The following is a 26,366-nucleotide window of genomic DNA, read 5'->3' as shown; positions in this document are numbered from 1 at the left end:
GAGGTGTGCAGAAGAAGAACTGGTGGCTCGACGTCGCCCTGCTGGCGGCGTTCGTCGCGTTGACGGTGGCGCTGATCAACGGCCATCTGCTCCGGCTCGACGAACGGGTGGCCGACTGGTCGCTGAGCCACCAGCCGTGGTTGCCGTATTGGACCGCCCGCGTGCTCAACTATCTGGGCCAGGGCGGTCAGGTCCTGATGCCGGTGTCGCTGCTGCTCACCGGCGTGCTGACCTGGCGCACCCGGTCGATCCGGGCGGTCTTCCCGTTCGCGGCCGGCTTCCTGCTGACCTACCTGACGATCGGGCCGCTCAAGATCTGGGCCGATCGGGCCGCGCCCCGGTTCGACGGTCCCAACCCGGTGATCATGCATAACCCCGATGCCGAGGGCCCGTACGCGATGAGCTACCCCTCGGGGCACCTCGGCAACTCGCTCGTCTGGTACGCGGTGATCGCGATCCTGGTGGTCGCGCTCCTGCGCCGGCCGTTGAGCCGCCCCGAGACGTACGGGCTCAGGGTGGTGCCGGTCGCGATCGTCTTCGGCACGACCGTCTACACGGGCTTCCACTGGCTGACCGACTCGATCGCCGGCGTGCTGCTCGGCATCGTGCTGGCCCGCCTGATCGAGCGGATCCCGTTCGACCGCATCCCGCTGCCCAAGCTGCGCGGCTGGGAACGCCCCGCGGGTCTCACACCCAGAGACCGGCTCGCATCACACGCTTGACCCGCAGGTCGCTCGACAGCACGACCAGGTCGGCGCGCAGGCCCGCCTCGAGCGCGCCCACCTGGTCGGAGAGACCGAGCACGCGCGCGGGCGTGGTCGAGGCCATCGCCACCGCGTCGGGCAGCGCGATCCCGGCCGCGACCGTGTTGCGCAGCGCCTCGTCCATGGTCAGCGTGCTGCCGGCGATCGAGCCGTCGCGGGCCAGCCGGGCCACCCGATCGGCCACCACGACCTGCTGGCCGCCCAGGTCGTAGGTGCCGTCGGCCATGCCGGTGGCGTCGATCGCGTCGGTGATCAGCGCGGCCCGGTCCGGACCGGCGGTGCCTGCGGCGAACGCCAGCATGCCCGGGTGCAGGTGGATGTTGTCGGCGATCAGCTCGCAGACCACCGGCGAGGACAGCAGGCCGACGACCGGGCCCGGCTCGCGGTGGTGCGGCGGGCGCATGCCGTTGAACAGGTGGGTGCCGACCGTCGCGCCCGCTTCGACTCCGGCCCGCGTCTGCTCGTACGTGGCGTCGGTGTGCCCGACCGCGGCGGCGACGCCCCGCTCGACCAGGAAAGCGATCGCCTCCAGGGCGCCGGGCAGCTCGGGGGCGATCGTCACCAAGCGTACGGAACCCAGGTCGATCAGCTCGGTCAGTTCCTTGATCGACGGGTCGCGCAGGAACTCCGGGTTCTGCGCGCCGCAGCGTACGCCGGAAAGGTAGGGACCCTCGTAGTGCACGCCGGCGATCAGCCCGGCCTCGACCAGCGGGCGGTAGGCCTCGGTGGCCTCGCGCATCAGCTCGTACGGGGAGCTGACCAGGCTGGCCAGCATGGTGGTGGTGCCGTGGCCCAGGTGGAACCGGGCCGCCCCGCGCGCCGCCTCGACGTCGCCGGTGGTGAAGGTGTGCCCGCCGCCGCCGTGGCAGTGCAGGTCGACGAAGCCGGGCACGATCACGTCGTCGCCCGCGCCGGCGGCGGCCTCGACCGACAGGATCGCCGGCCCCTCCACCTCGACGTAGCCCTCGACGACGGCGCCGGGCCGGACGATCTTGCCCCCGATGCGGGTCACGCTGATGTCTCCAAGTGGTCGAGGGCCAGCAGGGCCGACCCGATGCAGCCGGCCTCGTCACCCAGGCCGGCCCGGACGAACTCGGGTGGGCGGTGGAAGGTGATCCGCTCGCGGAACGCCTCCTCCAGGGGATGCAGCAGCTCGTGGCGGGCCTCGGCCAGTCCGCCGCCGATCACGAACACCCCGACGTCGTAGAGCGCCTGCGCGATGACCATGCCGTCGGCCAGCGCCTCGATCGCCTCCCGCCAGACCATGCGGGCCAGGGCGTCGCCCTGACCGGCCCGGGTGACGACGTCGTGCGCGGTGGCGCCCGGGACGCCGGCCAGCTCGGCGTAGCGCAGCCCGATGGCCCGGGCCGAACCCAGCGACTCCAGACAGCCGTGCTGCCCGCACGGGCAGGCCGGGCCGCCCGGCCGGACGACGATGTGGCCCAGCTCGCCGGCCCCGCCGTGCGCCCCGCCGTAGCCGGCGCCGTCCACGATCAGGGCGGCCGCGATGCCGGTGCCGATGGCCACGAACAGCACGTGCCGGTGTGCCCGGCCGGCGCCCAGGCGGGCCTCGGCGGTGCCGCCGACCCGCACGTCGTGACCGAGGATGGTGGGCAGGCCGAGGCGTTCCTCGATGCGGGCGCGCACCGGCACGTCCCGGAAGCCGACATTCGACGACCAGACGGCGATGCCGTTCTCCTCGTCGACGACTCCCGGCACGGCGACTCCGGCGGCGACCGGCTCCAGGCCGTCGGCCCGGGCCTTGCGGGCCAGCCCCTCGGCCACGTCGAGGATCGTGCCGAGGACGGCCTCCGGGCCTCGCTCGGCCCGGGTGGGGTGCCGCTCGGTGTGGTGGACCGTCCCGTCCGGGCGGACCAGCGCGCATTTCATGCCCGTCCCGCCCACATCAAGAGCAACCACCACCCGGCGCTGAGCCGGCGGGGCCGCTTCGCGTTCTCCCGTGCAGTCGCCCATATTTAGAGGACTACCGAGCGCGTCAGATTGCGTGGGTGGTCGGGGTCGAGGCCCTGGCTGGTGGCCAGCAGGACGGCGACGCGCTGGGCGACGACCAGGTCGGCCATCGGGTCGAGCGGGGCGCGGCCGCCGCACCAGCTGCCGAGCGCGGCGTACCCGCCGTGGTGCCGGCTGTGCACGAACAGGGCGCCGGTCGCCTCGACCTGGTCGGCCAGATCGGTCGGGACCTCGCCGAACGCCCACACGACACGGCGCGGGGCGGCGATCGCGATCGGGCCGTGCCGGTAGTCCATCGCCGGGTAGGCCTCGGCCCAGTACATGGCGGCCTCGCGGCACTTCAGCGCCGCCTCCTCGGCCAGGCCGACGGTCCAGCCCCGGCCCAGGAAGGTGATCTGCTCGGCCAGGGCCGGATGCACCGGCAGCGGCAGGCGCACGGCGACCTCGCCGTCGGCCGCCACCGACTCGATGTCCTCGCCCAGGTGGGCCCGGAGCAGCGCGAGGGCGCTGGTGGCGAAGCGGGTCTGGACCACCGACTCCTCGTCGGCGAAGTCGAGCACCACCGACTGGTCGGCGATCCGGGCGGCCGGCTGGGCCTCGTCGGCCGTGATCACGGTCGTCGGTGTGCCCCCGGCCAGGTCGTTGAGCAGGTCGAGGACCTCGGTGGTGGTGCCGGAGCGGGTGATCGCGAGGACCCGGTCGTAGCGGCGGCGGCGCGGGAACTCGGACGCCTGGAACGCGTCGGTCTCCCCGTGGCCCTTCTGCTCGCGCAGGGCGGCGTACGCCTTGGCCATGAACCAGGAGGTGCCGCAGCCGACGACGGCGACCCGCTCGCCGCGCTCGGGCAGACCCGGGGCGTCGGCCAGTTTCGCGGCCTGTCGCCAGCACTCCGGCTGGCTGGCAATCTCTGCCTTGACGTAGGTCATGGGCCACCCTTCAACCACGTGCTGTGCGCATAAGCGCGCAGTTCCCGGCACTTTCGAGCGCCATTCTGCGTGGAAGCCGGGCGGAGACGCAACCATTGTCGCCGCACCGCGCAGGCCTGAGCTTTGCTTCCCGGGCTTTCGCGCACTAATGTGCACACTCTTATCACGTAATGTGCATCTGGGAGTCTGGGTGGACCGGTACGCGCGGTGGAATGCCCTGCTCGAGTTACTCGCCGAGAGTGGCCGGGTCAGTGTCGAGGACGCGGCCGAGCGCCTCGACGTCTCGCAGGCCACCATCCGCCGCGACTTCGACCAGCTGGCCCAGCAGCAGATGATCACCCGGACCCGGGGCGGCGCGGTCGCCAACGGCGTCTCGTACGACCTGCCGCTGCGCTACAAGAGCGCCAAGCACTCGGCCGAGAAGCAGCGCATCGGCGAGGCCGCCGCGGGCCTGGTCACCCCCGGCACGGTCGTCGGGCTCAACGGCGGCACCACGGTCACCGAGGTCGCGCGGGCCTTGGCCGTGCGCCCTGATCTGAACACGGGCGGCGAGGGCTCCCAGCTCACCGTGGTCACCAATGCCCTCAACATCGCCAACGAGCTGCTGGTGCGCTCGCGCATGAAGATCGTGGTGGCCGGCGGCGTGGTCCGGCCGCAGTCCTTCGAGGTGGTCGGACCGCTCGGCGGCGCGCTGCTCAAGGAGGTCACGCTCGACATCGTGTTGCTCGGCGTGGACGCGGTCGACGTGGAACTGGGCGCGGCCTCCCACCACGAGGGCGAGGCCGCGATGAACAGCCTGATGGTGGCCCGGGCCAAGCGCGTGGTTGTCATCGCCGACTCGTCCAAGCTGGGCGGCCACGCCTTCGCCCGGATCTGCCCGATCACCAAGATCGAAACCTTGGTCACCGACTCCGGCGCCCCGGCCGACATCGTCGCCCGATTCCGTGACGCGGGGGTACACGTTATTACGGCTTGAGGGCCGAACAGCAGCGCATATTGACGGTGCTGTCTAGAGTCTCGCCCGTGACTGCCGTATTGGAGATAGCCGGGCTGCAGAAGACGTACCGCAGCCGTAAAGGGGTGCGAAGAGCGCTCGACGGGTTCGACATGGTCGTCGAGGCGGGTCAGGTCCACGGCTTCCTGGGACCGAACGGCTCGGGCAAGACGACCACGCTGCGGACGCTGCTCGGGCTGATCAGGCCCAACGGCGGTCGCATGGCGATTCTCGGCCGCGAGGTGCCGGATCACCTGTCCGACGTGGCCGGTCAGGTCGGCGCCATCGTGGAGAGCCCGCAGTTCTTCGGCAACTTCACCGCGCAGGACACGCTCTCGCTGCTGGCCGACGCGGGGGGCGTACGCAAGGAGCGCGTCACCGCCGTGCTCGAGCTCGTCGGCCTGCGCGACCGGGCCAAGGATCGGGTCAAGACGTACTCGCTCGGCATGAAGCAGCGCCTGGCCGTGGCGTCCGCGCTGCTCAAGGAGCCGAAGCTGCTGATTCTGGACGAGCCGGCCAACGGCCTCGACCCGGGCGGCATCCGCGAGATGCGCTCGCTGATGCGCAACCTGGCCGAGTCGGGCATGACCGTCGTGCTGTCCAGCCACATCCTCGGCGAGATCCAGCTCATCTGCGACTCCGTCACGATCATCTCGTCCGGACGGCGGGTGGCCGCCGGTTCGGTCGCCGAGGTGCTGGCCAGCCACACCTCGTCCGGGGTAAGGGTGCGGCTCGAGCCGGGCGTCGACATGCGCGGCGCCGTCGAGCTGCTGCGGGCCAACGGCGCCCAGGTCACCGTCGAACACGACCACTTCACGGTCGGCAACGCCGGCAACCCCGCGCAGATCACCCGGATCCTGGCCGAGCGCGAGATCTATGTCGGCGAGCTGACCCCGATCGCGGCCGACCTCGAGAGCGTCTTCCTTGAGCTCACCGGCACCGCGCCGGTCGAGGGCCAGAACCGTCAGGTGGATCAGAGCGCGGTGGCGGCACCGACAGGAGGGTGGGGTCAGTGAGCCTTTACAGCGCCGAGACCAAACGGCTGACCAAGCGCCGCTTCACCCGGTTGTTCCTGCTGGGCACGACCCTGATCCTGCTCGCGGTCGCGGTCGGCATGTTCTTCACCAACGAGAAGGTCGGTCCCGACCAGATCGCCTCGGCTCAGGCCCAGGCGCAGCAGGACTTCCAGCGCGCGGGCGAGCAGTTCCAGCGTGACAAGGCGAGCTGCGAGGCGGCCCAGGGCACGCCCGAGGCGAGCAACTGGCCGCCGGGCTGCGACGGCATGTACGAGCCGACGCCGGAGGATTTCCAGGCGCAGTGGTACATGCCGCCGACCTTCGACTTCCGCGAGAACTTCCCCGACATGGTGACCACGCTGGCCGCGTTGCTCGCGCTGGTGGCGTTCATCGTCGGCGCGTCCTTCGTGGGCGCCGAGTGGAGCAGCGGCGGCATGATGAACCTGCTGCTCTGGCGGCCGCAGCGGTTGCGCGTGCTGGGCACCAAGCTGGCCGCCCTGCTGGTGCTGTTCGCCGTGGTCACGGTGGTCTACTCGGCCATCTGGACCGGCCTCTTCCTCGGCATAGCCGAGAGCCGGGGCTCGACCGCGAGCATGACCTCGGGCGCCTGGCAGTCGATCGGGCTGATGGAGCTGCGCGGTCTGGCCCTCGTGCTGGTGGCCGGGGCCGTCGGGTTCGGGCTGGCCTCGCTGGGCCGGCACACCGCGATGGCGCTGGGCGTGACGATCGGCGCCGTGATCGTGTTCCAGTTCGGACTGGGCACGGTGCTGTCGCTGGCCAAGGTCAAGTTCGCCGAGGCCTACCTGATCCCGGTCTGGATGATCGCCTGGATGGACAAGGAGATCAAACTCGAGGACTACAACTCGTGTGACTTCTCGTCATCGGGCGGCTGCCAGCCGGATTCGCTGACGCTGACGTGGCCGATGGCGGGCGGGTTGTTCGCCGGAATCTTCGTCCTCATTGTGGGTGCCGCGATGTGGGCAATGCGTAGTCGCGACATTACGTGACGTAACGTCGACCGCGCGTGCGGACGGGGACCGCCGAGATTTATGCTGACGGTCCCCGTTCGTACATTTGTGCTCGTCTCTCTCTTTTGGAGCGTCATGCAGCCGGCCGCGGACCCGTCCCAGGAGCAGCAGCACATCCCGGCCCCGCGTTCCGAGGACGCCGAGCCGGTCGAGACGCCCCCCGCGCCCAAGGAGCCGAAGCTTAGCGAGCGGGAACAGCAGATCCTCGCCTTCGAGGCCCGCTGGTGGAAGCACGCCGGGTCCAAGGAGCAGGCCGTCCGCGACACGTTCGGCCTGTCCTCGACGCGCTATTACCAGCTGCTCAACGGCCTGCTCGACAATCCGGCCGCCCTCGAGCACGACCCGGTGCTGGTCGGCCGGCTGCGCCGTCTGCGCTCGACCCGGGCCCGCACCCGGCGGCGTTAGGGCTGGTGCGTCTCCGCGTACGCCGCCAGCCACGCCACCTGACCGGGATCGAGTGACGCCCGTACGCGTCTGCGGGCCGTCGCCACGTTCGCGGCGGTGACGGTCGACGCCTCCAGCGACTCGCGCATCGCCGCCAGCGCCGCCTCGCGGATCAGGGCCGCGCAGTCCGCCGCCGAGAAGCCCTCGAGCTCCGCCCCGAGCTCGCCGAGGTCGACCGACTTGTCCAGCGGCACCGACTTCGACGACGCCTTGAGGATCGCGGCCCGCGCCTCGGCGTCCGGCGGCGGCACGTAGACCAGCCGCTCCAGCCGTCCGGGCCGCAGCAGCGCCGGATCGATCAGGTCGGGCCGGTTGGTCGCGCCGATGACCACGACGTTGCGCAGATCCTCCACGCCGTCGAGCTCGGTCAGCAGCGAGGCCACCACCCGGTCGGTCGTGCCGCCGTCCGTGCCCTGCCCCCGGGTCGGGGCCAGCGCGTCGACCTCGTCCAGGAACACCAGCGTGGGCGCGGCCTCGCGGGCCCGGCGGAACAGCTCCCGGACGGCCCGCTCGCTGTCGCCCACCCACTTGCTGAGCAACTCGGCCCCCTTGACCGACAGCACGTTGGCCTTGCCCGTGCCGGCGATCGCCTTGACCAGGAAAGTCTTGCCGCAGCCGGGCGGTCCGTAGAGCAGCACGCCGCGCGGGGGCGAGACGCCGAGCCGGGCGAACGTGTCGGGGTAGTTGAGCGGCCACAGCACCGACTCGGTCAGCACCTGCTTGACCTCGGCCATGTCGCCGACCTCGTCCAGCGTCACCGCCGCCACCTCGAGGGTCGAGTCGGCCATCGAGGTCGGGCGCACGACGTCGAGCGCGGCCTCGAAGTCGGCCATGGCCACGGTCGGCTTCTCGACGTCGTCGTTCTTCTGCCGCAACCCGGCCCGGACGCCGGCCTCGCGGGCCAGGGCGCCGAGGTCGGCCGCGACGAAGCCGGGAGTGCGTCCGGCGATCTCGTCCAGGCGCACGTCCTCGGCCAGCTGCAGGCTGCGGGTCAGCACGCCCAGCTGCTCGCGGCGCATGGCCGTGTCGGGCAGCGGCACCGCGAGCTGGGTGGCCAGCAGATGCGGCGCGCGCAGCGACGGGTCGACCGACTCGGGCCGGCTCGTCGTGGCGATCACCGCGACCCCGCAGCGTACGGTCTCCTCGATCACCTGGTGGAAGACCACGGAGATCGGGCCCGGGTCCTCGCGCGGCGCCAGCGCGTCGGCGTCCGAGAACAGCAGCACCGCCGGCCCGCCCGAGCGGGCCTCGCGGGCCAGCTCGCGCAGCCGGGCCGCGGCCGACTGGTTGGTCAGGGTGGCGATCTCGGGCGCCCAGACCGGCACCACCCGGGCGCCGACCTGCGCGGCGACCGCGCGGACGAGCGCCGACTTGCCGGAGCCGGCCGGGCCGGTGATCAGGACGCCCAGCGTGACCTCGGTGCCGAGCCGCTCCAGCACCTCTTTGTGGTTGAAGCCGAGGTCGAGCAGCTCCTCGAGTTCCTTGGCCTGGGCCCGCATGCCGGGCAGGTCGTCCAGGCTGGGCGGCGGCACCTCGGGATCGGTGGCGGCGGGCGCCTGGGCGGGCACGGACGGGCCGGGCACCGGCGACGAGACCGGGCCGTCCTGCCAGCCGACCACGGTGTCCATGGTGACCAGCGTGCCGTCGGCCTCGATCACGGTCAGCAGCGCGGTGTTCCACTGGTAGCCGAGCCGGTTGCGCAGACTCTGGCCGATGTCGGGGCCGCCCACCGGGATCAGCTCCTGCGGGCGCAGCGAGACGTTGTCGCCCTCGGTGACCACCTTGCCCAGCAGCGCCAGCCGCAGCATCTCGGGGGTGACCAGGGCGACCACGTCGGCCGCGCCGGCCAGGGTGACCCGGCGGGCGGCGACCGCGGGCTGCTTGGCCACGGTGACCCGGCCGCCGTCGCGCAGCCCCAGATTGCCCAGGGTCAGGTCGTCGGCGTAGAGGAACTCGCGGCTCGCGCCGGGCTGGGTCTTGGCCGCGAGCGCCGCGGTGGTGCGGGTGGCGCTCAGGCGTACGGGATCGCCCGCGTTGATCGACAGCGCGGTCATGACCTCGGGGTGTAACCGCACGATGCCGCGGCGGTCGTCGAGACCGGTCGGCCGCAGCGTCACGGTCAGCGTCAGTTCGTCAGTCACGCGCGCAGACCCCTGTCGATAGAACTTCCTGATCCCATGGTCCACGCTATCGTCCGCGGGCTCCTGAGAGGTTTCACAGGCGCCGCCCGGACGCTCGGCTAGCGTTCATGCATGTCTTGGACCAGCCGGCTGCCCCGGCCCACCCGGCGCCGGGTTGTCGCCGCCTCGGCCGTTCTCGTGCTGGTCGCCGGTCTCGTCGGCTGGGCCGTGTGGCCCGAGCGTGCGAGCTGGACTTCCCAGGACGAGATGATCACCGTGCTCAGCGGGGCCGAGGGCAACGAGAACGTGACACTCGACGCTCGGCTCTACCTGCCCCGCGACCGCGACGGCAAGGTGCCCGCGGTGCTGCTCGCGCACGGTTTCGGCGGCACCAAGGAGTCGGTCAGCGACGACGCCGAGTCGCTGGCCGGGCGCGGTTACGCCGTGCTCACCTACACCGCCGAGGGGTTCGGGCGCAGCGGCGGCCAGATCCACCTCAACAGCCCCGACTACGAGATCCGCGACGCTCAGGGCCTGCTCGACTGGCTGGCGACCCGCCCCGAGATCCGGACCGACGCGGCCGGTGACCCCCGGGTCGGCGTGGTCGGCGGGTCCTACGGCGGGGCGCTCGCGCTCATGCTGGCCGGGCAGGACCAGCGGGTCGACGCGATCGTCCCGTCGATCACCTGGAACGACCTGACCAACGTCTTCCTGCCGCAGTCGGCCGACACCTCGGCCACCGGCGTCTTCAAGAAGGGCTGGGCCGGGGTCTTCTTCGGCAACGGGGGATCGGTGCCCGCCCCGGAAACGCTGACCGGCCCGGATCGGCCGCCTCTCGGCATCAACGTCGACCCGGCCTGTGGACGGTTCGCGGCCGACGTCTGCCGGGCCTACCTCGACGTGGCCACCAGCGGAAATCCCGGTCAGCCGACGCTCGACCTGCTGCGCCGGTCGAGCCCGGCCGGGACGGCGAGCCGGATCAAGGCGCCCACCCTGCTCATCCAGGGCGCGGTCGACACGCTCTTCCCGCTCAGCGAGGCCGACGCCAACGCGCGGGCGATCGCCGCGAGCGGCACCCCGGTGCGGGTCGCCTGGTTCACCGGCGGTCACGACGGCGGCGCCGGGCCGCAGACGGATCAGGACAGGGTGAAGTTCCTGACCGCGCAGTGGCTCGACCACTACGTCAAGGGCGAGGGCAAGGCGCCGTCCGACGACTTCACGTACTCGCGGGTGGCCGGCTTCAGCGCGCTCGACCGGGGGCTGGTGACCAACGGGTACTCCGACGACGCGTACCCCGGCCTGAGCGGAACCGGAACGACCAGCCTGACCCTGCGGGGCCCGGCGCAGCCGATCGCCAACCCGCCGAACGGCAACCCGGGCGCGCTGTCGTCGCTGCCGGGCACGGGCGGACGGCTGACCGAGCTGCTCTCCGGGGTCGCCGCCGACATTCCGGGGCAGCACGCGACCTTCGAATCCGGGCCAGTGACCAAGGCGATCGACGTGGCCGGATCGCCGACCGTACGGCTGCGGGCCGCCTCGCCGACCGGGGAGGCCACCCTCTTCGTCAAGCTCTACGACGTCGACCAGTCGGGGGCCGAGACGCTGAGCGCCGGCCTGGTCGCGCCGGTGCGGCTGACCGATCTTCCCCGGACGCTGGAGGACTCGGAGGTGCGGACGGTCCGGCTCCCGGCCATCGTGCGCCAGATCGACGCCGGTCACACCGTACGGGTCGTGGTCGCCACCACCGACCAGGCGTTCCTCTCCCCGGCCGAGCCGGCCACCTACACCGTTCAGGCCGGTACGGAGCTGATCCTGCCGACCGTGGTGGGCGAGCCGATCGCGAACCCGCAGACGATCTGGCGTTACGTGCTGGCCGGTCTGCTCGCGGCGATCGTCGTGGGCCTGATCGTGATCCTGCTCGTGCGGCGGCGCAAGCTTCGAGGGCAGCAGACCCCGACAGTCCCCGAGCACGCCGAGACGCCCCTGGTCGTGCTGGGGCTGCGCAAGGCGTACGGGGACGGGTTCGTCGCCGTCGAGGAGATCAGCTTCACCGTGCAGCGCGGGCAGGTGGTCGGTCTGCTCGGCCCGAACGGCGCGGGCAAGACCACGACGCTGCGCGTGCTGATGGGCCTGACCATGCCGACCGCGGGTGAGGCGCTGGTGTTCGGCCATCGCCTGGTGCCCGGGTCGCCGGTGCTGTCGCGGGTCGGCGCGCTGGTCGAAGGCCCGGGCTTCCTGCCGCACCTGACCGGGCTGGAGAACCTGCGGGCGTACTGGAAGGCCACCGGACGGCCGTGGGAGGACGCCCGCTTCGACGAGGCGCTCGAGATCGCCGGCCTGGGCGATTCGGTGCACCGGCGTACGAAGAAGTACAGCCACGGCATGCGGCAGCGGCTCGCCATCGCCCAGGCCATGCTCGGCCTGCCCGAGCTGCTGGTGCTGGACGAGCCGACCGACGGTCTCGATCCGCCGCAGATCGCCGAGATGCGCCGGGTGCTCAAGCGCTACGCCACCGACGGCCGGGCCGTGCTGGTCTCCAGCCACCTGCTGGCCGAGGTCGAGCAGACGTGCACGCACGCGGTCGTGGTCAACAAGGGCCGGATCGTCGCGTCCGGCCCGGTCGAGGACATCGTCGGCGACTCCCCGTCGGTGCAGCTGGAGGTCTCGGACGTGCCGGCCGCCGAACGGGTGCTGGACGAGCTGGGCGTGCGCTCGGTGCTGCCCGACGGGCCGTCCGGCCTGATCGTCGACATGAACGGCACGCCGCGCTCCGAGGTGGTGGCCTCGCTGGTGCGGGCCGGAATCGCGGTCGACCGGGTGGTGCCACGCCGCCGCCTGGAGGATGCCTTCCTCGCGCTGGTCGGGGAGAACTCGCGGGGAAGTGGAGACCGATGAGCGTTCAGGAGCAGGCCGGCGCGACCGGCTACCGGCCGTCACGGACGATGCCGATCCGGGCCGAGATACGCCGTCAGGCCTCCCGCCGGCGCACCCAGCTCGGCCTGGGCTTCATGGCGGTGCTGCCGCTGATCATCCTGATCGCCTTCGAGTTCGACAGCGGGGGCGACGAGGACGGGAACGGCGGCGCGTTCGGCAGTCTGGTCGACCTGGCCACCTCGGGCGGCCTCAACTTCGCGCTGTTCTGCCTGGCCGTCTCGGCCGGGTTCCTGCTGGTCGTGGTGGTCGCGCTGTTCTGCGGCGACACGGTGGCCAGCGAGGCCAGCTGGGGCAGCCTGCGCTATCTGCTGGCGGTGCCGGTGCCCCGGGCCCGGCTGCTCGCGGTCAAGCTGATCGTCGCGCTGGCCTACTCGGCGGTCGCGCTGTTCGTGCTGACCGGAGTCGGGTTGCTGGCCGGAACGCTGCGTTACGGATGGCACCCGCTCGGCAGCACGGTGGCGGCCGAGATCGCACCCGGGGCGGGCCTGCTGCGGCTGCTCGGGATCGCCGGCTATCTGGCCGTCACGATGCTGGTCGTGGCCGGGCTGGCGTTCCTGCTGGGCGTCCTGACCGACGCTCCGCTGGGCGCGGTCGGCGGTGCGGTGATGATCTGGATCCTGTCCAGCATCCTTGACCAGATCACGGCGCTGGGCGCGATCCGCAACGCGCTGCCCACCCACTACAGCGACGCCTGGATGGGCCTGCTGTCCACCCCCGCGCAGGTGGACGACCTGGTCAAGGGGGCGATCAGTGCGATCGTCTACGCCGCGGTGTGCTGGGGTTTCGCGTTCTGGCGGTTCACCCGCAAGGACATCACCTCGTAGGGGTCTGTCTCACAACTGAAGGATCTCGCGTGCCGAAACGCGGGAGCCCGTCGTAAGGTGTTGGAAACACAACTGAATACCTCATCCAGAGGGGCAGAGGGAACGGCCCTGTGAAGCCCCGGCAACCACCACGCATGTCTCGATGACGAGGCCGCGCGCGGCAGGTGCTAATTCCGTCCCCGGCTCGGCAGGTCGCCCCGGGGAAAGATGAGAGGGAAGGCCTCGATGACGTCCACCGTCAGTGCACCCAGTTCTATCTCCGCCTCGCCCGCCAAGGGCCTCGAATGCCGTGCCTGCGGCGCCCAGTACCCGCTGGTCGCGCAGCACGCGTGTTACGAGTGTTTCGGCCCGCTCGAGGTGGCCTATGACCAGGAACTCCTCGCGCGGGTCACCCGTGAGCAGATCGAAGCCGGTCCGCAGAACATCTGGCGCTACGCCGGTCTGCTGCCCGCCGGCCAGGACCCGGCCACCCGGGTCTCCCTCGACCCCGGCCTGACCCCGCTGGTCAGCGCGCCCGCGCTGGCCGCCGCGGTCGGTCTGCGCGCGCCGCTGTGGGTCAAGGACGACTCGGCCAACCCGACCCACTCCTTCAAGGACCGGGTCGTCTCGGTGGCGCTCACCGCCGCCCGGGGCCTCGGCTTCACCCGCTTCGCCTGCGCCTCCACCGGCAACCTGGCCAACTCGGTCGCCGCCCACGCGGCCCGGGCCGGGGTGCCCAGCATCGTCTTCATCCCGTACGACCTGGAGCAGGGCAAGGTCGTCACCACCGCGGTCTACGGCGGCGAGCTGGTGGCCATCGAGGGCTCGTACGACGACGTCAACCGGCTCTGCGGCGAACTGGTCGAGACCGACGAGTTCGAGGACACCGCGTTCGTCAACGTCAACGTACGGCCGTTCTACGCCGAGGGCTCCAAGACGCTGGGCTACGAGGTGGCCGAGCAGCTCGGCTGGCGCATCCCGGCCCAGGTCGTCATCCCGATGGCCTCGGGCGAGCTGCTCACCAAGGTCGACAAGGCGTTCACCGAGCTGGTCGAGATCGGCCTGTGCGAGGCGCCCGAGGGCGGCTGGACGGTCTTCGGCGCGCAGTCGGCCGGGTGCAACCCGATCGCCACCGCGCTGCACAACGACACCGACGAGATCACCCCGGTCCGGCCGACCGGCATCGCCAAGTCGCTCAACATCGGCGACCCGGCCGCGGGGGCGTACGCGATCGAGGCCGTACGGCGTACCGGCGGCTGGATGGACTACGCCGACGACGACGAGATCCGCGCCGGCATCCGGCTGCTGGCCGAGACCACCGGTGTCTTCGCCGAGACGGCGGGCGGCACGACCGTCGCCGTGCTCAAGAAGCTCGTCGAGAGCGGCAAGCTCGACCCGGAGAAGGAGACGGTCGTCTACAACACCGGCGAGGGTCTCAAGACGCTGGACGCGATCAGCGAGCTGGTCGGGCCGACCCACCGGATCAAGCCGTCGCTCCGGGGCGCGCGCGAGGCGGGCCTGCTCGGATAACGGTGAGTAATCGGCCATCGGTCATCAAGTGAGAATTCCCTCGCGTGAGGACTTGCGCCGGGATCTCAGGATCGGCAGGATGCTCTCTGCGGGAGGGCGCGACGCCGTACGCGGCCCCTCACCTTCGAGCTTGGCGACAATCTCTCGAGGGGCCCAACGACCCAGTGCCGGAGGCGCTGTGCGTCCGTTCTCCCGACCAACTGCTTGCTACAAGTCCGTAAATCGTTAGCAATCATGGCCGTCGCCCGCAAGGGTGGCGGCCATGCGTGTATCTGTCGGGCCGTTGACGTCCTACGACATTGTTTACGACATCGCCAGCGTGACGGCTCATCATGACTGTCCGGACATTCCCTTCTCGATCCGCGAGAACTTCCTCAAAAAGATCGACAATCCGCCGCCGGGCGTGCTGATCGAGCGATACCTGGGCTACCTCGACGAGGTGCCGGTCGGCTATCTCGAGCTGTCGTTCCCGCAGCTGGACAATTTGGACAACGTCGAGGCCGACCTTCTGGTGCTGCCCGAGCACCGGCGGCAGGGCGTGGGCCGGGCGCTCTACGACCTCGCGGTCGAACGGGCGGCGGCGCACAACCGCAAGCACCTGATGGCCTCGACCGTCGACCGGCATCCCGACGGCGCCGCCTTCGCCGAGTCGGTCGGGGCCAAGAAGGGGCTGGCCGAGCTGCGCAGCCGGCTCGACGTCACCGCGCTCGACGACTCCCTGCTGGCCGGCCTGCGGGCCGAGGCCGAGAAGCACGCGACGGGTTACACCATGCGGAGCTGGCACGGCGTGCCACCGGACGACCTGATCGACGACGTGGCCTATCTGGAGGGCCGGCTGAACGCCGACGCTCCGACCGGCGACCTGGCCCTCGAGCCCGAGAAGATGGACGCCGATCGCCTCCGCCAGGGCGAGGTCGCCGCCCAGCGGCGCGGCCGCCGCAACTACCAGACCGGGGCACTGGCGGGCGATCGGCTCGTCGCCTGGACGTGGATCGCCGCCGAGCTCGATCAGCCCGTGCACGCCTGGCAGAGCACCACGATCGTCGATCCCGGCCACCGCGGCCACCGGCTCGGCATGCTGATCAAGCTGGAGAACCTGGCCTACGTACGCGGGGAGAAGCCCGGCCTCGAGGCGATCGACACGTTCAACGCGGCCGACAACGCGTACATGCTCAAGGTCAACCGGGCGATGGGCTTCCGGGTGGCCGACGCCTGGATCGAGTGGCAGAAGGACTTGTGAGCCGCCGCACCCAGGGACGCACCGGTTGGTCGGTGGGATAGCCACCGGCCCGCAGCCCGGCTTTCTTCTCGAAGAAGTTGCGGGCGCCCCACGAGCCGGTCGTCGCGTACGAATAGCCGCAGGCGACCCAGTAGGCCGGCCAGAACAGCGGCCCGAGCACCGCGTACTGCCCGGCGTGGCGGTGCTCGTGGTCGAACAGCTCGCGGCGCTGCTCGTCGAGCAGCCACTCGGCGCTGCGCCGGGTCAGAATGACCGAGCCGACCGTGAAGCAGGACGCGGGCGGGACCGGCAGGCGATAGCCCTCGGCGATCAGCACGCCGTGGCGGCCCCGGCGGATCTTGGCCCGGGTGGCCAGCGCCACCAGCAGCCCGGCTCCGGTCGTGCCGTTCAGCGCGGTGAGCAGGCCCCGGGTCACGTGACGTGCGGCCATCAGAGGCTCCGCCGCATGCGCAGCTCGGTCAGGGTGGGGATCACCGGGTGCGGCACGCGCTCGCCGGTGTCGCAGAAGCCCAGTTTCTCGTACGCCCGCACAGCCCGGTCGTTGCCGACCACGACCTCGAGCAGCGTGCGCCGCCGTCCCACGCCCGCCGACCACACGGTGACCGCCTCGATCAGGTCGGCCACCACCTTGCCGCCGCGATGGGCCGGCGTCACGTAGACCGCGAAGATCACCGTCTCGCCCGGGAAGTCGGGGGTCACCGTGCCGCCCGCGTGCCCGATCAGCCGCCCGCCGTCGCCCGGGTCGGCCACGAACTGGGCCAGGCTGTCGCCCGACGCGGCCTGCACGACGCGCTGCCGATACGACTCGTGGGAGCGCTGGGCCGCCTGGGCCAGCGTCTCGAGGAAGGCGAGGGGGCTGTCGGCCAGCATCTCGAGCCGCAGCGCACGCATCCGGGCCGCGTCCTCGGGGCGTACCCGGTGCACGTTCCAGCTCATGGCGTCCTCACTACCTCGATCGGGCCGGTGCGGCAAGCGGGTTGCCGGGAATCGGACGGGGTGGCGTGACGACCCTGTGCTGGGGCAAGGTGTCCGGGTGGAGCACGGCGAGGCACGCATCTTCATGGTCGAGGAACCGGTGGTGGCCGCCGCCGACCCCTTCGACCCCGAAGGGCGCACGGCCGATCTCAGCTGGCGCCGGCATGTCGCCTTTCCGCAGCTCGCGGGCGAGGCCGACCCGCTCGTGGCCGGGCCCGGGTTCGGTCAGTGGGCGCGCCGGTCCGGCCGGGTCGCCGGGCGGCACGCGTTGCATCTCGTGCCGATCATGCTCCTCGTCGCGCTGCCCATGCACTTCTTCGTCGGCCGGGTCGACGACACGATCGTGGCCGCGCCCGCCCTGGCCGAGCTGGTCGGCGGCTTCGGCCTGCTGCTTCTCCCGGCCATGTGGCTGGCCTATCTGGCGGTGTCCGCGCTGCCGCTGGTGCTGAGCCTGGCCGGCGTGGTCGGCGTGGTGCTGCCCGCCGCCGCCGAGGGCCTCCGGCCGCGTCCGGGCCGGGTGTGGGCGCTCGTCTCCATGCGGTTGCGCGCCCTCTGGCTCTGGTTCGCCGGGTTCGGCCTGCTCACCGGGGGCCTGCCGCTGGTGCTGACCGAGGAGCAGGTCGGCACGGCGGGCGGCCTGGTCGTCATCGCGTTCGCGATCGCCTCGACGGCCGCGCTGACCTACGGCGGCCTGCTCGGGCCGGTCGTGCTGATCGAGCGCGGCCGGGGTCCGCGCCGCGCTGTCCACCTGCTCTCGCACTCGCGCCCGGCCGGGCTGGTGGTCGCGGCGGCCGCGGTCACGGTGGTGCCCCGGGTGGCCGACTACGCCCTCGGCGGGCTGGCCGCGACGGTGGCCGGAGTCGTCCTCGTTCAGCTGTGGGCGATCGCGGCCCTGGTGACGTACGGGCAGGCTCGCCGGGCGGTCGAACCGGTGACCAGCCGTTCCCTGTTCGCGGAGCTCGGCGCCCCCGAGGAATGACGCCCCGGCGGCACCGCTCGGTGGTTGCGCATCGCCCTCCCGAGGCGGGGGTTTTCTTGCACTCGCACCCCCGGAGTGCTAAACAAGTGATTGGCACTCGGGACTGCTGAGTGCCAAGCAGGTCGGGACGGTGGGGTCTCGGTCGCGGCGTCGCCATCGGCGCCGGGGCACGGGGCCGGTCGTCGCGGGCTATCCGGCTCGACCTGAGGACGTCACGACGCCAGGTGGTGACGTCCGCAGAGTTCCGCGCAGTGTGCAATCAACAACGTGCGGAGGGCGGGGCCACGCGGCCCAGCACCTCGATTGTCCAGGAGGACACAGCCGTATGGCCAAGATCATCGCATTCGACGAGGAAGCTCGTCGCGGCCTCGAGAGTGGTATGAACCAGCTCGCCGACGCCGTCAAGGTGACGCTCGGCCCCAAGGGCCGCAACGTCGTGCTCGAGAAGAAGTGGGGCGCTCCCACCATCACCAACGATGGTGTGTCGATCGCCAAGGAGATCGAGCTCGAGGGCACCTTCGAGAAGATCGGCGCCGAGCTGGTCAAGGAGGTCGCCAAGAAGACCGACGACGTCGCCGGTGACGGTACGACGACGGCGACGGTTCTGGCCCAGGCTCTGGTTCGCGAGGGCCTGCGCAACGTAGCCGCCGGCGCCAACCCGATGGCCCTCAAGCGGGGCATCGAGGCCGCCGTGGCCAGCGTTTCCGAGGGCCTTCAGCAGCTCTCGAAGGACGTGGAGACCAAGGAGCAGATCGCTTCGACCGCCTCCATCTCCGCCGGTGACTCCACGGTCGGCGAGATCATCGCCGAGGCCATGGACAAGGTCGGCAAGGAAGGCGTCATCACCGTCGAGGAGAGCAACACCTTCGGTCTCGAGCTCGAGCTCACCGAGGGCATGCGCTTCGACAAGGGCTTCGTCTCGGCGTACTTCATGACCGACGCCGAGCGCATGGAGGCCGTCTTCGACGACCCCTACATCCTGATCGCCAACAGCAAGATCTCGGCGGTCAAGGACCTCCTCCCCGTGCTGGAGAAGGTCATGCAGGGCGGCAAGCCGCTCGTCATCATCGCCGAGGACGTCGAGGGCGAGGCCCTGGCCACCCTGGTCGTCAACAAGGTCCGCGGCACCTTCAAGTCGGTCGCCGTCAAGGCCCCCGGCTTCGGTGACCGTCGCAAGGCCATGCTCGAGGACATCGCCATCCTCACCGGTGGCGCCGTCATCAGCGAAGAGGTCGGCCTCAAGCTGGAGAACGCCGACCTGAGCCTGCTGGGCCAGGCCCGCAAGATCGTCATCACCAAGGACGAGACCACCGTCGTCGACGGCGCGGGCAACGCCGAGCAGATCCAGGGCCGGGTCAACCAGATCCGCGCCGAGATCGAGAAGTCGGACTCCGACTACGACCGCGAGAAGCTGCAGGAGCGCCTGGCCAAGCTGGCCGGCGGTGTTGCGGTCATCAAGGTCGGCGCGGCCACCGAGGTCGAGCTCAAGGAGCGCAAGCACCGCATCGAGGACGCCGTTCGCAACGCGAAGGCGGCCGTCGAGGAGGGCATCGTGCCCGGTGGTGGCGTCGCCCTGGTGCAGGCCGGCAAGACCGCGTTCGACAAGCTCGACCTGGTCGGCGACGAGGCCACTGGCGCCAACATCGTCAAGGTCGCGCTCGACGCCCCGCTGCGTCAGATCGCCGTGAACGCCGGCCTCGAGGGCGGCGTCGTGGTGGAGAAGGTGCGCAACCTCGAGGCGGGTTACGGCCTCAACGCCGCGACCGGTGAGTACGTCGACCTGCTGGCCGCGGGCATCATCGACCCGGCCAAGGTCACCCGCTCGGCGCTGCAGAACGCCGCGTCGATCGCCGCGCTGTTCCTCACCACCGAGGCCGTCGTGGCCGACAAGCCCGAGAAGAACCCGGCCCCGGCCGGCGCCCCGGGCGGCGGTGACATGGACTTCTGAGTCCAGTCCCAGCAAAACGGAAAGAGGGTGGGTCGCCTGGCGGCCCGCCCTCTTTCCGCGTTTCCCGGCCCGAAGCCGAAGGGTTGCTCACAGGTGCGGGTTGGGGAGCGAGTACGGGCGCTAACGTGGGACGCGTGCGCGAACCCTCCGTCTCCCGTTACACGGCCGGCCGGCTCTCCCCGATCCGGCGGGTGGCCGACCTCCGGCGCCTGCGCGACGAGCAGTTCGACGTCCTCGTCATCGGTGGCGGGGTCACCGGCGCCGGCGCGGCCCTCGACGCCGCTTCCCGGGGCCTCAAGGTCGCCCTGGTCGAGGCGCGTGATCTGGCGGCCGGCACGTCCAGCCGGTCCAGCAAGCTGATCCACGGCGGTCTGCGCTATCTGGAACAGCTCGAACTGCACCTGGTGCACGAGGCGCTGACCGAGCGGGGGCTGCTCTCCACCCGGCTCGCCCCCCACCTCGTACGCCCCGTGCCGATCCTGGTGCCGCTGCCCGCCGGCAACCCGGCCGTCCGGGCCGGTCGCCGGGCCTACTACGGGGCCGGCGTGGCCGCGTACGACGTGTTCGCCGGTGTCTTCGGCACCGGCCGGGGCATGCCGCTGCACAAACACCTCTCCCGCGACGGCGCCCGCCACCTGTTCCCAAGCCTGCGGGCTGACACGGTGAGCGGCGCCATCCGCTACTACGACGGCCAGGTCGACGACGCCCGCCTGGTCATCACCCTGGCCCGGACGGCGGCCAGCCTGGGCGCGGCCGTGGTCACCAGCGCCCGGGTCGTCGGGTTCGTGCGCGAGGCCCGCGAGGTCGTCGGGGTCCGCGTACGCGACCTCGAGGCGCCCGACTCCGGGGAATTCGAGGTCCGCGCCCGGACGGTCGTGGCCGCCACCGGCGTCTGGAGCGACGACATGTCGCAGATGCTGCGCGACGTCGGCGTACGCCCCGGCCTGCGGGTTCGTGCCTCCAAGGGCGTGCACCTGGTCGTGCCCCGCTCGGCGATCACCGGGGAGGCCGGGCTGATCCTGCGCACGCCGACCTCGGTGCTGTTCGTCATCCCGTGGGGCGGCCACTGGATCATCGGGACCACCGACACCGACTGGAAGCTCGACCGGTCCCATCCGGCCGCCTCCGCGCGCGACATCCGATATCTGCTCGACCAGGTCAACGAGGTGCTCGACCGGCCGCTGACCACCGACGACATCGAGGGCGTGTACGCCGGGCTGCGGCCGCTGCTCTCCGGTGAGGCCGACTCGACGTCCAAGCTGTCCCGCGAGCACGCCGTGGTCGAGCCCATGCTGGGCCTGCTCCTGGTGGCCGGGGGCAAGTACACGACGTACCGGGTGATGGCGGCCGACGTGATCGACCGGGCTGTCCGGCGGCTCGGCGGGGCGGCGCTGCCCTCCCGCACCGACCAGCTGCCGCTGCTGGGCGCCGACGGATACAACGCCGCCTGGCGCGATCGTCAGGACACGGCCCGGCGGCACGGCGTCACGGCCGGGGTGATCGAGCATCTCCTCGAGCGGTACGGCACGCTGACGGTTCACCTGCTGGCCATGATCAAGGCGGATCCGGGCCTGGCCGCCCCGCTCGCGGGCGCACCGGAATACCTGGCCGCCGAGGTGGCGTACGCGGCCCTGGCCGAAGGCGCCCTCCACCTGGACGACGTGCTCACCCGGCGTACGCGGATCTCGTTCGAAACCGCGCATCGCGGCACCGAGTCGGCCGCCCACGCCGCCGAGGTGATGGGCGAGGCGCTCGGCTGGGACAAGGCGGTGCGCGAACGCGAGATCGAGCACTACCTGGCCCGGGTGGCCGCGGAAAGGCAGAGCCAGACGATGCCGGACGACGCGGCGGCCGACGCGGCCCGGGTCGGAGCGCCGGACGTACGCGGGTTCGCCGCCGACCGCGGGGTCGACCTGCTGCAAGTCGACCTTTGATCCTCGTCGACGAGCCGCTCTGGCCGGCCCGCGGACGGCTCTGGTCACATCTGGTCAGCGACCTGTCCTACGACGAGCTGCACGTGTTCGCCGAAATGCTGGGCGCGCCGCGGCGCGCCTTCGACCGCGACCACTACGACATCCCGTCCCAGCGCTTCCCGAGCGCTCTGTGGCTGGGCGCGACGCTGCTGCCCTCGCGGGAACTGACCTTCCGGCTGCGGGCCGCCGGGCTGCGGCGGCCCAAACACCTCAGCCGTTCCCGCTGAGCTCCCGTTCCAGGTTGGCGCGGGCCCGGGCCTCCCACTGCTCGCGGAGGGGCGCCAGGCGATAGATCGAGGGCAGCTCGAGAAGCGCCTTGAGCACCTGGGCGCGGCCGGCCCGGAAATCGTCGTCGGCGACGTGCGCGTACTCGCGGCGGATCTTCTCGGTGTAGGCGGCGTACGCCTCGTCGTCGCCCGCCAGAACGGCCAGGTCGGCGTCGCAGAGCAGCTCGCCGTCGGGGTCGTCCTCCTGCGTGGCGTGACCCGCGGTCAGACCGACCAGCCGGGCCACCTCGCGCGCCGTGTCCCCGCCGACGCCGAGAGTCTGCAGAAGGCCCTCGGCGAACTCGGCGCTGTCCCGCTCGTTGGCGTCCCCCAGAGCCCGCGGGTCGTAGACGGCGTCGTGCATCCAGGCGGCCAGCCGCACTCGCTCGGGATGCGGAGCCAGCTCGGCGAAACGGTCAACCACGTCGAGAACGGCCGTCAGGTGATCGACGGTGTGATATTGCCGCTGCGGCTCGGACCACCTGGTGACGAGATAGCCGGCGGCCGCCACGAGATCCGCGTCGTCGACGGTGGCGCCGGCGGCCCGGGCCGCCTCACAGAACCGCTCCACAAGTCTTTCCACGCCCGCAATCCTGACACTGGAGGCGCTGGGCGTTCCGCGCGGTGGGTCTGCGCGGCGCCGGGGCTGAACACCTAGGGTTTGGGGATGACCGAGGCGGCACCGGCGGGGCGAGTCACGCGAGCTGTGGGGCGGGTGCGTGGCGGGCTGCGCGAGGGTATGCGGCGCGGGCGTCACGGGCTGGCGCTTGCCTTGCAGGCCGGGCTGGCGGCGGGGCTGGCCTGGTTTCTCGCACACGACGTCATCGGGCGGCCCAGTCCGTTCTTCGCGCCGATCGCCGCGGTGATCACGCTCGCCTCGTCGGTGGGGCAGCGCGTGCGGCGTACGACGGAGCTCGTCCTCGGTGTGGCCATCGGCATCGGGATCGGGGACGCGCTCATTCTGCTGATCGGCCGCGGGCCCTGGCAGATCGGGCTGATCGTGCTGCTCGCGGTGCTGGTGGCGACCGCGGTGGGCGGCGGGACCCCGCTGGTGGTGCAGTCGGCGTCGTCGGCGGTGCTGGTCGCGACCCTGACGTCGAGCACGGGGCTGCCCTGGACGAGGTTCTTCGACGCGCTGGTCGGCGGGGGCGTCGGGCTGGCCGTGATGACGTTGCTGCTGCCGCTCAACCCGCTGAACGTGGTGCGGCGGGCGGCCGATCCGGCGTTGCGGGCGCTGGCCGACGGGCTGCATCGGATCGGCGCCGGCATGGCCGAGCGGGACCGGACGACTATCGCCGACGCGCTGGCCAACCTGCGCGCGGCCGAGGCGACCTTTGCCGCGTTCTCGGCGGCCGTCACCGCCGCCCGGGAGAACGTGGCCTTCGCGCCGGCCCGCTGGCGCAGCCGGGGGGCGCTCGCGCTCTATGTCGACGGGGCTGACCACATCACGTACGCCCTCAGGAACTGCCGTGTGATGAGCCGCCGCGCCGATACCGCGCTGGCCGACGACGAGACGATTCCCGAGGTGCTGCCGGTGTCGATCGGTCTCCTGGGCGACGCCGTGGATCTGCTGCGCCAGGAGTGGGCCAAGGGCGTCGAGCCGGTGGCCGCTCGTGAACGCGCGCTGCGGGCGGCGGCCGAGTGCGGGAAGGCGTACGACGAGGGGGTGGGCTTCTCCGGCGGGGTGATCGTCGCGCAGATCCGGACGACCGCGACCGACCTGCTGCGGGCCAGCGGGGTCGACTACGCCGAGGCTCCTCGATTGGTCCGGCGGGCGGTCGGGTGGCACGGGCGGCCGCGTTCGGGGCGACGAAAACCGGCGTCGCGCTCGGGGCTGGGCCGCCCGCCCACGTGACCTAGTGCTGCGGCGGGGTCTCAGTTGCCGGTCCCTGCCCGTCACCCGTGGACGGCGCGGCGGGCTCGGCCGGAGTGGCGGCGGGAATCGCGGCGGGCTCGGCCGGCGTCACGGCGGACCCGGTCGGAGTGGCAGGGCGAGGCTCGGCGATGGTCGGGTCCGAAGCCGGGCTCGGCGGCGGCGCTGGGTGGCCGGACGCGGGCGGATAGCCGTTGCCGGGCGGATACGTGTAGTTGGGCGGCGCGCCAGTGGTCGGCTGTACGCCCTGGCTCGGCTGCACGCCGTGGCTTGGCTGTACGCCGTCGCTCGGCTGCACGCCATAGCCGGGCTGCGCGGGGTAGCCCGGAGCCTGGTCTGGTTGCGTGCTGTGCGACGGCTGGCCGGGTTGGTGCTGGTCGTACGAGGGCTGCCCGGCGTATCCAGGCCCGGCGTATCCGGGCTGGGTGCCGTATGCGGGCCGGCTGGGACCGTAGCCGGGGTACGGCTGAGCGCCGTAGCCGGGATGAGGCGCGTAGCCCGGCGGGGTGCCGTAGCCGGGATGAGCTGGGTAACCGGGCTGTGCGGCATAGCCGGGGTGTGGCGCCTGACCGAGCTGGCCGCCGGGCTGTGATGCGTAACCCGGCGGCGGTCCCCAACCGGGCTGGGCCGCCGGGTCGGGCTGGCCGCCATACGCGGGCTGGGTGCCGTAATGGGGCTGAGCTGCCGGGTCGGGCTGGCCGCCATACGCGGGCTGAGCGCCGTAATGGGGCTGGGCTGCCGGGTCGGGCTGGCTTCCATACCCGGGCTGAGCGCCGTGATTGGGCTGAGCCCCGTAGTTGGGCTGGCTGCCATAGGCGGGCTGAGGACCGTGGTTGGGCTGGCCGCCGTAGGTCGTCTGGGCACCGTGGTTCGGCTGCTGGCCGTAGCCCGGGTATGGGCCGTACCCGGCTGGCAAAGCGTGATCAGGCTGCGCGCCGTAAGCGTTGTGCGCGCCGGCCCCCGGCTGGGCCGCGTATCCGGGCCAGGCGGCCGCGTAAGGGGGCTGGGCGTAGCCGGGTGGGGCGGCGTACGGCTGGGGCCAGCCTCCCGCGTACGCGGGCTGGGGCATTTTGATCGGGAGCGGGACCACCGGCTCGGCCGGCGGCGGGACGGTGCGCGTGATGCCGTCCGGGAAGTTGATCTGGTAGTTGTGGCCGTCCCAGAAGGCCTGTGGCGCCTGCGGGTCCTTGGCCGTGAAGGCCGAGCGGTATTCGAGGATCTCAGCTAGCAGGCGGTGTTCCTCGGCGGCGGCCCGGTTGATGTCGGCCGGCTTGCGGTCGAGGCCTCTGTTCATGCCGTCGCGCAGCAGGGCCAGTTGCGTCGAGGCGAACTGGAAGCTTCGCATCGCCTTCTGGCCGGACTGGCCGGCGACCCGGCGGGCCCACTGGCGGGCCGAGTAGCGGCGGCCCAGGCTGCCCAGCGCGGCGACCTCGGGTGGGGAGAACCAGCCTGTGTTGACGTAGAAGGGCAGCACACGCTCGGTCAGGCGGCCCTCCCAGCTGCGCAGGGCGATGGCGAAGCCGACCACGGCGAAGAAGAACGGGACCATGAAGCCGAGATAGCCGTACAGCATGATCAGGGGCTGCGAGAGGCTCACCGAGAGCGTGGGCAGCAGGTTGAACGTGCCGTGCAGGATCATCGCCAGCAGCAGGCCGGCGATCGGGGCCAGCCAGCGCACCTTGCGGTCGCCGGAGCGGGCCGCGATGCCCAGGCCGATGCCGGTCATGGCCGAGAACAGCGGGTGGGCGAAGCCGGTGAACAGGATGCGCACGATGAAGATCGCGAAGAGGTTCTGCAGGCCGGTGGCCGGGCCGTACTCCTCGACGCCCGTCGCGTAGCCGTGTTTGCCGAGGTAGAGAATGTTTTCCACCATGGCGAAGCCGAGCGCGGAGAGGCCGCAGTAGACGATGCCGTCGGTGATGCCGGACCACTCGACGCGCCGCCGCCAGAAGAGCAGCAGCGGGCCCGCCGCCTTCATCAGTTCCTCGATGAACGGGGCGACGAGCACGGCGACCAGGGCGTCGGGGAGGCCGATCTTTTCGAACAGGACGGCCGCGCTGGTGTTGACGACCAGGGCCACGGCGGTGGCGATCGCCGCGCCCCAGGCGAAACAGAAGGCCAGGTAGCGGATCGGCTCGGGCTCGTAGCGGTCGAGCCACAGGAAACTGGCCACCAGCAGGGGAACCGGCAGGACGGCCGCGGTCAGGCCGACGGCCAGGCTCGTGCCGCCCATGTCGACGCCCAGGAACAGCAGCATGCCGATCGCGCCGGCCAGCAGGAACGCGACCACGCCGGCGATCGGCAGCCAGCGCCGCCACCCGGTCTTGCGCGCGGCCACCGGCAGCATGGCCGCCGGATCGTGGAACGGCGAAGAGGCGGGGGAGAGCGAGCCGGCTTCGGGCACGACGACGCCGGCGTCAACCGGGCCGACCGGCGCGGGCGCGGGTGAAAGCGGCGCCGCGGGCGGCGCGGACTGGGGAGAAGCCTGGTCGGGCGTTCCACCCGGCGAAACGTCGGCCATGCAGTCAGCGTAGTCACCCGATCGGGGACCGGCCGCCCCGAGGAGCACCCCGGCCGTCCGC

At 71.7% G+C, this 26,366-nt stretch carries 21 protein-coding genes, 1 pseudogene and 1 riboswitch; of the genes and pseudogenes, 14 read left to right on the top strand and 8 right to left on the bottom strand.

The window, feature by feature from the left end:
• Nucleotides 1–5: 5 nt before the first annotated feature.
• Nucleotides 6–722: a phosphatase PAP2 family protein gene (locus tag ACZ3I4_RS17200; RefSeq protein WP_465382886.1), complete on the top strand. Its 717-nt coding sequence runs from the start codon at nt 6–8 to the stop codon at nt 720–722.
• Here ACZ3I4_RS17200 and nagA read toward each other — a convergent pair.
• Genes nagA through ACZ3I4_RS17185 form a run of 3 tightly spaced genes read right to left on the bottom strand, consistent with a single transcriptional unit; the run spans nt 688 to nt 3,661 of the window.
• On the bottom strand, nt 688–1,776 hold the full coding sequence (gene nagA, locus ACZ3I4_RS17195) for an N-acetylglucosamine-6-phosphate deacetylase (protein WP_465382885.1): 1,089 nt from the start codon (nt 1,774–1,776) through the stop codon (nt 688–690). The genes ACZ3I4_RS17200 and nagA overlap by 35 nt on opposite strands.
• Nucleotides 1,773–2,738: an ROK family protein gene (locus ACZ3I4_RS17190; protein ID WP_465382884.1), complete on the bottom strand. Its 966-nt coding sequence runs from the start codon at nt 2,736–2,738 to the stop codon at nt 1,773–1,775. The genes nagA and ACZ3I4_RS17190 overlap by 4 nt, the downstream gene beginning before the upstream one ends.
• Nucleotides 2,739–2,740: 2 nt before the next feature.
• A complete protein-coding gene (locus ACZ3I4_RS17185; protein WP_465382883.1) occupies nt 2,741–3,661 on the bottom strand; it encodes an SIS domain-containing protein in 921 nt (306 codons plus the stop codon).
• 190 nt (nt 3,662–3,851) lie between these two features.
• Between ACZ3I4_RS17185 and ACZ3I4_RS17180 the strand changes: the two genes are divergently transcribed.
• From ACZ3I4_RS17180 to ACZ3I4_RS17165, 4 genes are all read left to right on the top strand, one after another.
• Nucleotides 3,852–4,637, top strand: coding sequence for a DeoR/GlpR family DNA-binding transcription regulator (locus ACZ3I4_RS17180; protein WP_465382882.1), 786 nt, complete (start codon nt 3,852–3,854; stop codon nt 4,635–4,637).
• Between the two features lie 47 nt (nt 4,638–4,684).
• Nucleotides 4,685–5,671, top strand: a complete 987-nt coding sequence (locus tag ACZ3I4_RS17175) for an ATP-binding cassette domain-containing protein (protein ID WP_465382881.1) — start codon at nt 4,685–4,687, stop codon at nt 5,669–5,671.
• Complete coding sequence (locus tag ACZ3I4_RS17170) at nt 5,668–6,678, top strand: ABC transporter permease subunit (RefSeq protein ID WP_465382880.1); 1,011 nt, start codon at nt 5,668–5,670, stop codon at nt 6,676–6,678. Before ACZ3I4_RS17175 ends, ACZ3I4_RS17170 begins: the two co-directional genes overlap by 4 nt.
• 96 nt (nt 6,679–6,774) lie before the next feature.
• Nucleotides 6,775–7,104, top strand: coding sequence for a DUF3263 domain-containing protein (locus ACZ3I4_RS17165; RefSeq protein ID WP_465382879.1), 330 nt, complete (start codon nt 6,775–6,777; stop codon nt 7,102–7,104).
• Here ACZ3I4_RS17165 and ACZ3I4_RS17160 read toward each other — a convergent pair.
• Entirely contained in the window at nt 7,101–9,284 is a 2,184-nt protein-coding gene (locus ACZ3I4_RS17160; protein ID WP_465382878.1) for an AAA family ATPase, read from the bottom strand. The two genes, ACZ3I4_RS17165 and ACZ3I4_RS17160, sit on opposite strands and share 4 nt — an antisense overlap.
• Before the next feature lie 111 nt (nt 9,285–9,395).
• Here ACZ3I4_RS17160 and ACZ3I4_RS17155 point away from each other — a divergent pair, with 111 nt between their 5' ends.
• The 4 genes from ACZ3I4_RS17155 (at nt 9,396) to ACZ3I4_RS17140 (ending at nt 15,770) form a co-directional block, all read left to right on the top strand.
• Nucleotides 9,396–12,158, top strand: a complete 2,763-nt coding sequence (locus ACZ3I4_RS17155; protein WP_465382877.1) for an alpha/beta fold hydrolase — start codon at nt 9,396–9,398, stop codon at nt 12,156–12,158.
• Entirely contained in the window at nt 12,155–13,021 is an 867-nt protein-coding gene (locus tag ACZ3I4_RS17150; RefSeq protein ID WP_465382876.1) for an ABC transporter permease, read from the top strand. The genes ACZ3I4_RS17155 and ACZ3I4_RS17150 overlap by 4 nt, the downstream gene beginning before the upstream one ends.
• Before the next feature lie 78 nt (nt 13,022–13,099).
• Nucleotides 13,100–13,235, top strand: a riboswitch (SAM riboswitch).
• Nucleotides 13,236–13,246: 11 nt separating this feature from the next.
• The gene (gene thrC, locus ACZ3I4_RS17145; protein ID WP_465382875.1) at nt 13,247–14,530 is read left to right on the top strand and encodes a threonine synthase; all 1,284 of its coding nucleotides are present in this window, start codon (nt 13,247–13,249) and stop codon (nt 14,528–14,530) included.
• A 262-nt stretch (nt 14,531–14,792) separates the two neighbouring features.
• Nucleotides 14,793–15,770, top strand: a complete 978-nt coding sequence (locus tag ACZ3I4_RS17140) for a GNAT family N-acetyltransferase (protein WP_465382874.1) — start codon at nt 14,793–14,795, stop codon at nt 15,768–15,770.
• On the opposite strand, the gene ACZ3I4_RS17135 is transcribed toward ACZ3I4_RS17140, so the two are convergent.
• A complete protein-coding gene (locus ACZ3I4_RS17135) occupies nt 15,709–16,200 on the bottom strand; it encodes a hypothetical protein (protein ID WP_465382873.1) in 492 nt (163 codons plus the stop codon). The two genes, ACZ3I4_RS17140 and ACZ3I4_RS17135, sit on opposite strands and share 62 nt — an antisense overlap.
• Complete coding sequence (locus ACZ3I4_RS17130) at nt 16,200–16,706, bottom strand: GNAT family N-acetyltransferase (protein WP_465382872.1); 507 nt, start codon at nt 16,704–16,706, stop codon at nt 16,200–16,202. Before ACZ3I4_RS17130 ends, ACZ3I4_RS17135 begins: the two co-directional genes overlap by 1 nt.
• A 97-nt stretch (nt 16,707–16,803) precedes the next feature.
• Between ACZ3I4_RS17130 and ACZ3I4_RS17125 the strand changes: the two genes are divergently transcribed.
• The 4 genes from ACZ3I4_RS17125 to ACZ3I4_RS17110 all read left to right on the top strand — a co-directional run bounded on the left by ACZ3I4_RS17125 (nt 16,804) and on the right by ACZ3I4_RS17110 (nt 21,872).
• On the top strand, nt 16,804–17,724 hold the full coding sequence (locus tag ACZ3I4_RS17125; protein ID WP_465382871.1) for a hypothetical protein: 921 nt from the start codon (nt 16,804–16,806) through the stop codon (nt 17,722–17,724).
• 325 nt (nt 17,725–18,049) lie between these two features.
• Complete coding sequence (gene groL, locus ACZ3I4_RS17120; RefSeq protein ID WP_465382870.1) at nt 18,050–19,672, top strand: chaperonin GroEL; 1,623 nt, start codon at nt 18,050–18,052, stop codon at nt 19,670–19,672.
• Between the two features lie 134 nt (nt 19,673–19,806).
• Nucleotides 19,807–21,606, top strand: a complete 1,800-nt coding sequence (locus ACZ3I4_RS17115; RefSeq protein ID WP_465382869.1) for a glycerol-3-phosphate dehydrogenase/oxidase — start codon at nt 19,807–19,809, stop codon at nt 21,604–21,606.
• Nucleotides 21,603–21,872 (top strand): DUF4031 domain-containing protein, encoded by a 270-nt coding sequence (locus ACZ3I4_RS17110; RefSeq protein WP_465382868.1) that lies wholly within the window; start codon nt 21,603–21,605, stop codon nt 21,870–21,872. The genes ACZ3I4_RS17115 and ACZ3I4_RS17110 overlap by 4 nt, the downstream gene beginning before the upstream one ends.
• On the opposite strand, the gene ACZ3I4_RS17105 is transcribed toward ACZ3I4_RS17110, so the two are convergent.
• The gene (locus tag ACZ3I4_RS17105) at nt 21,856–22,494 is read right to left on the bottom strand and encodes an HD domain-containing protein (protein WP_465382867.1); all 639 of its coding nucleotides are present in this window, start codon (nt 22,492–22,494) and stop codon (nt 21,856–21,858) included. The genes ACZ3I4_RS17110 and ACZ3I4_RS17105 overlap by 17 nt on opposite strands.
• Nucleotides 22,495–22,578: 84 nt before the next feature.
• Between ACZ3I4_RS17105 and ACZ3I4_RS17100 the strand changes: the two genes are divergently transcribed.
• Nucleotides 22,579–23,766, top strand: coding sequence for an FUSC family protein (locus ACZ3I4_RS17100; RefSeq protein WP_465382866.1), 1,188 nt, complete (start codon nt 22,579–22,581; stop codon nt 23,764–23,766).
• Between the two features lie 688 nt (nt 23,767–24,454).
• Here the strand turns inward: ACZ3I4_RS17100 and ACZ3I4_RS17095 are convergent.
• A pseudogene (locus ACZ3I4_RS17095) lies at nt 24,455–26,305 on the bottom strand (PrsW family intramembrane metalloprotease); the annotation flags it as partial.
• Nucleotides 26,306–26,366 lie beyond the last annotated feature (61 nt).

The sequence above is a fragment of the Actinoplanes sp. NPDC021490 genome (assembly GCF_055562135.1).
The sequence above is the reverse complement of the archived record's forward strand: the minus strand, read 5'-3'. Positions and strand labels throughout refer to the sequence as shown.

What these genes read in the sequence shown, in the direction of transcription:
- ACZ3I4_RS17190 (WP_465382884.1), bottom strand. Translation starts at nt 2,738, where the DNA reads ATGGGCGACTGCACGGGAGAACGCGAAGCGGCCCCGCCGGCTCAGCGC.
- ACZ3I4_RS17100 (WP_465382866.1), top strand. Translation starts at nt 22,579, where the DNA reads ATGACCGAGGCGGCACCGGCGGGGCGAGTCACGCGAGCTGTGGGGCGG.
- ACZ3I4_RS17165 (WP_465382879.1), top strand. Translation starts at nt 6,775, where the DNA reads ATGCAGCCGGCCGCGGACCCGTCCCAGGAGCAGCAGCACATCCCGGCC.
- ACZ3I4_RS17155 (WP_465382877.1), top strand. Translation starts at nt 9,396, where the DNA reads ATGTCTTGGACCAGCCGGCTGCCCCGGCCCACCCGGCGCCGGGTTGTC.
- ACZ3I4_RS17135 (WP_465382873.1), bottom strand. Translation starts at nt 16,200, where the DNA reads ATGGCCGCACGTCACGTGACCCGGGGCCTGCTCACCGCGCTGAACGGC.
- ACZ3I4_RS17185 (WP_465382883.1), bottom strand. Translation starts at nt 3,661, where the DNA reads ATGACCTACGTCAAGGCAGAGATTGCCAGCCAGCCGGAGTGCTGGCGA.
- ACZ3I4_RS17150 (WP_465382876.1), top strand. Translation starts at nt 12,155, where the DNA reads ATGAGCGTTCAGGAGCAGGCCGGCGCGACCGGCTACCGGCCGTCACGG.
- ACZ3I4_RS17140 (WP_465382874.1), top strand. Translation starts at nt 14,793, where the DNA reads ATGCGTGTATCTGTCGGGCCGTTGACGTCCTACGACATTGTTTACGAC.
- ACZ3I4_RS17130 (WP_465382872.1), bottom strand. Translation starts at nt 16,706, where the DNA reads ATGAGCTGGAACGTGCACCGGGTACGCCCCGAGGACGCGGCCCGGATG.
- thrC (WP_465382875.1), top strand. Translation starts at nt 13,247, where the DNA reads ATGACGTCCACCGTCAGTGCACCCAGTTCTATCTCCGCCTCGCCCGCC.
- groL (WP_465382870.1), top strand. Translation starts at nt 18,050, where the DNA reads ATGGCCAAGATCATCGCATTCGACGAGGAAGCTCGTCGCGGCCTCGAG.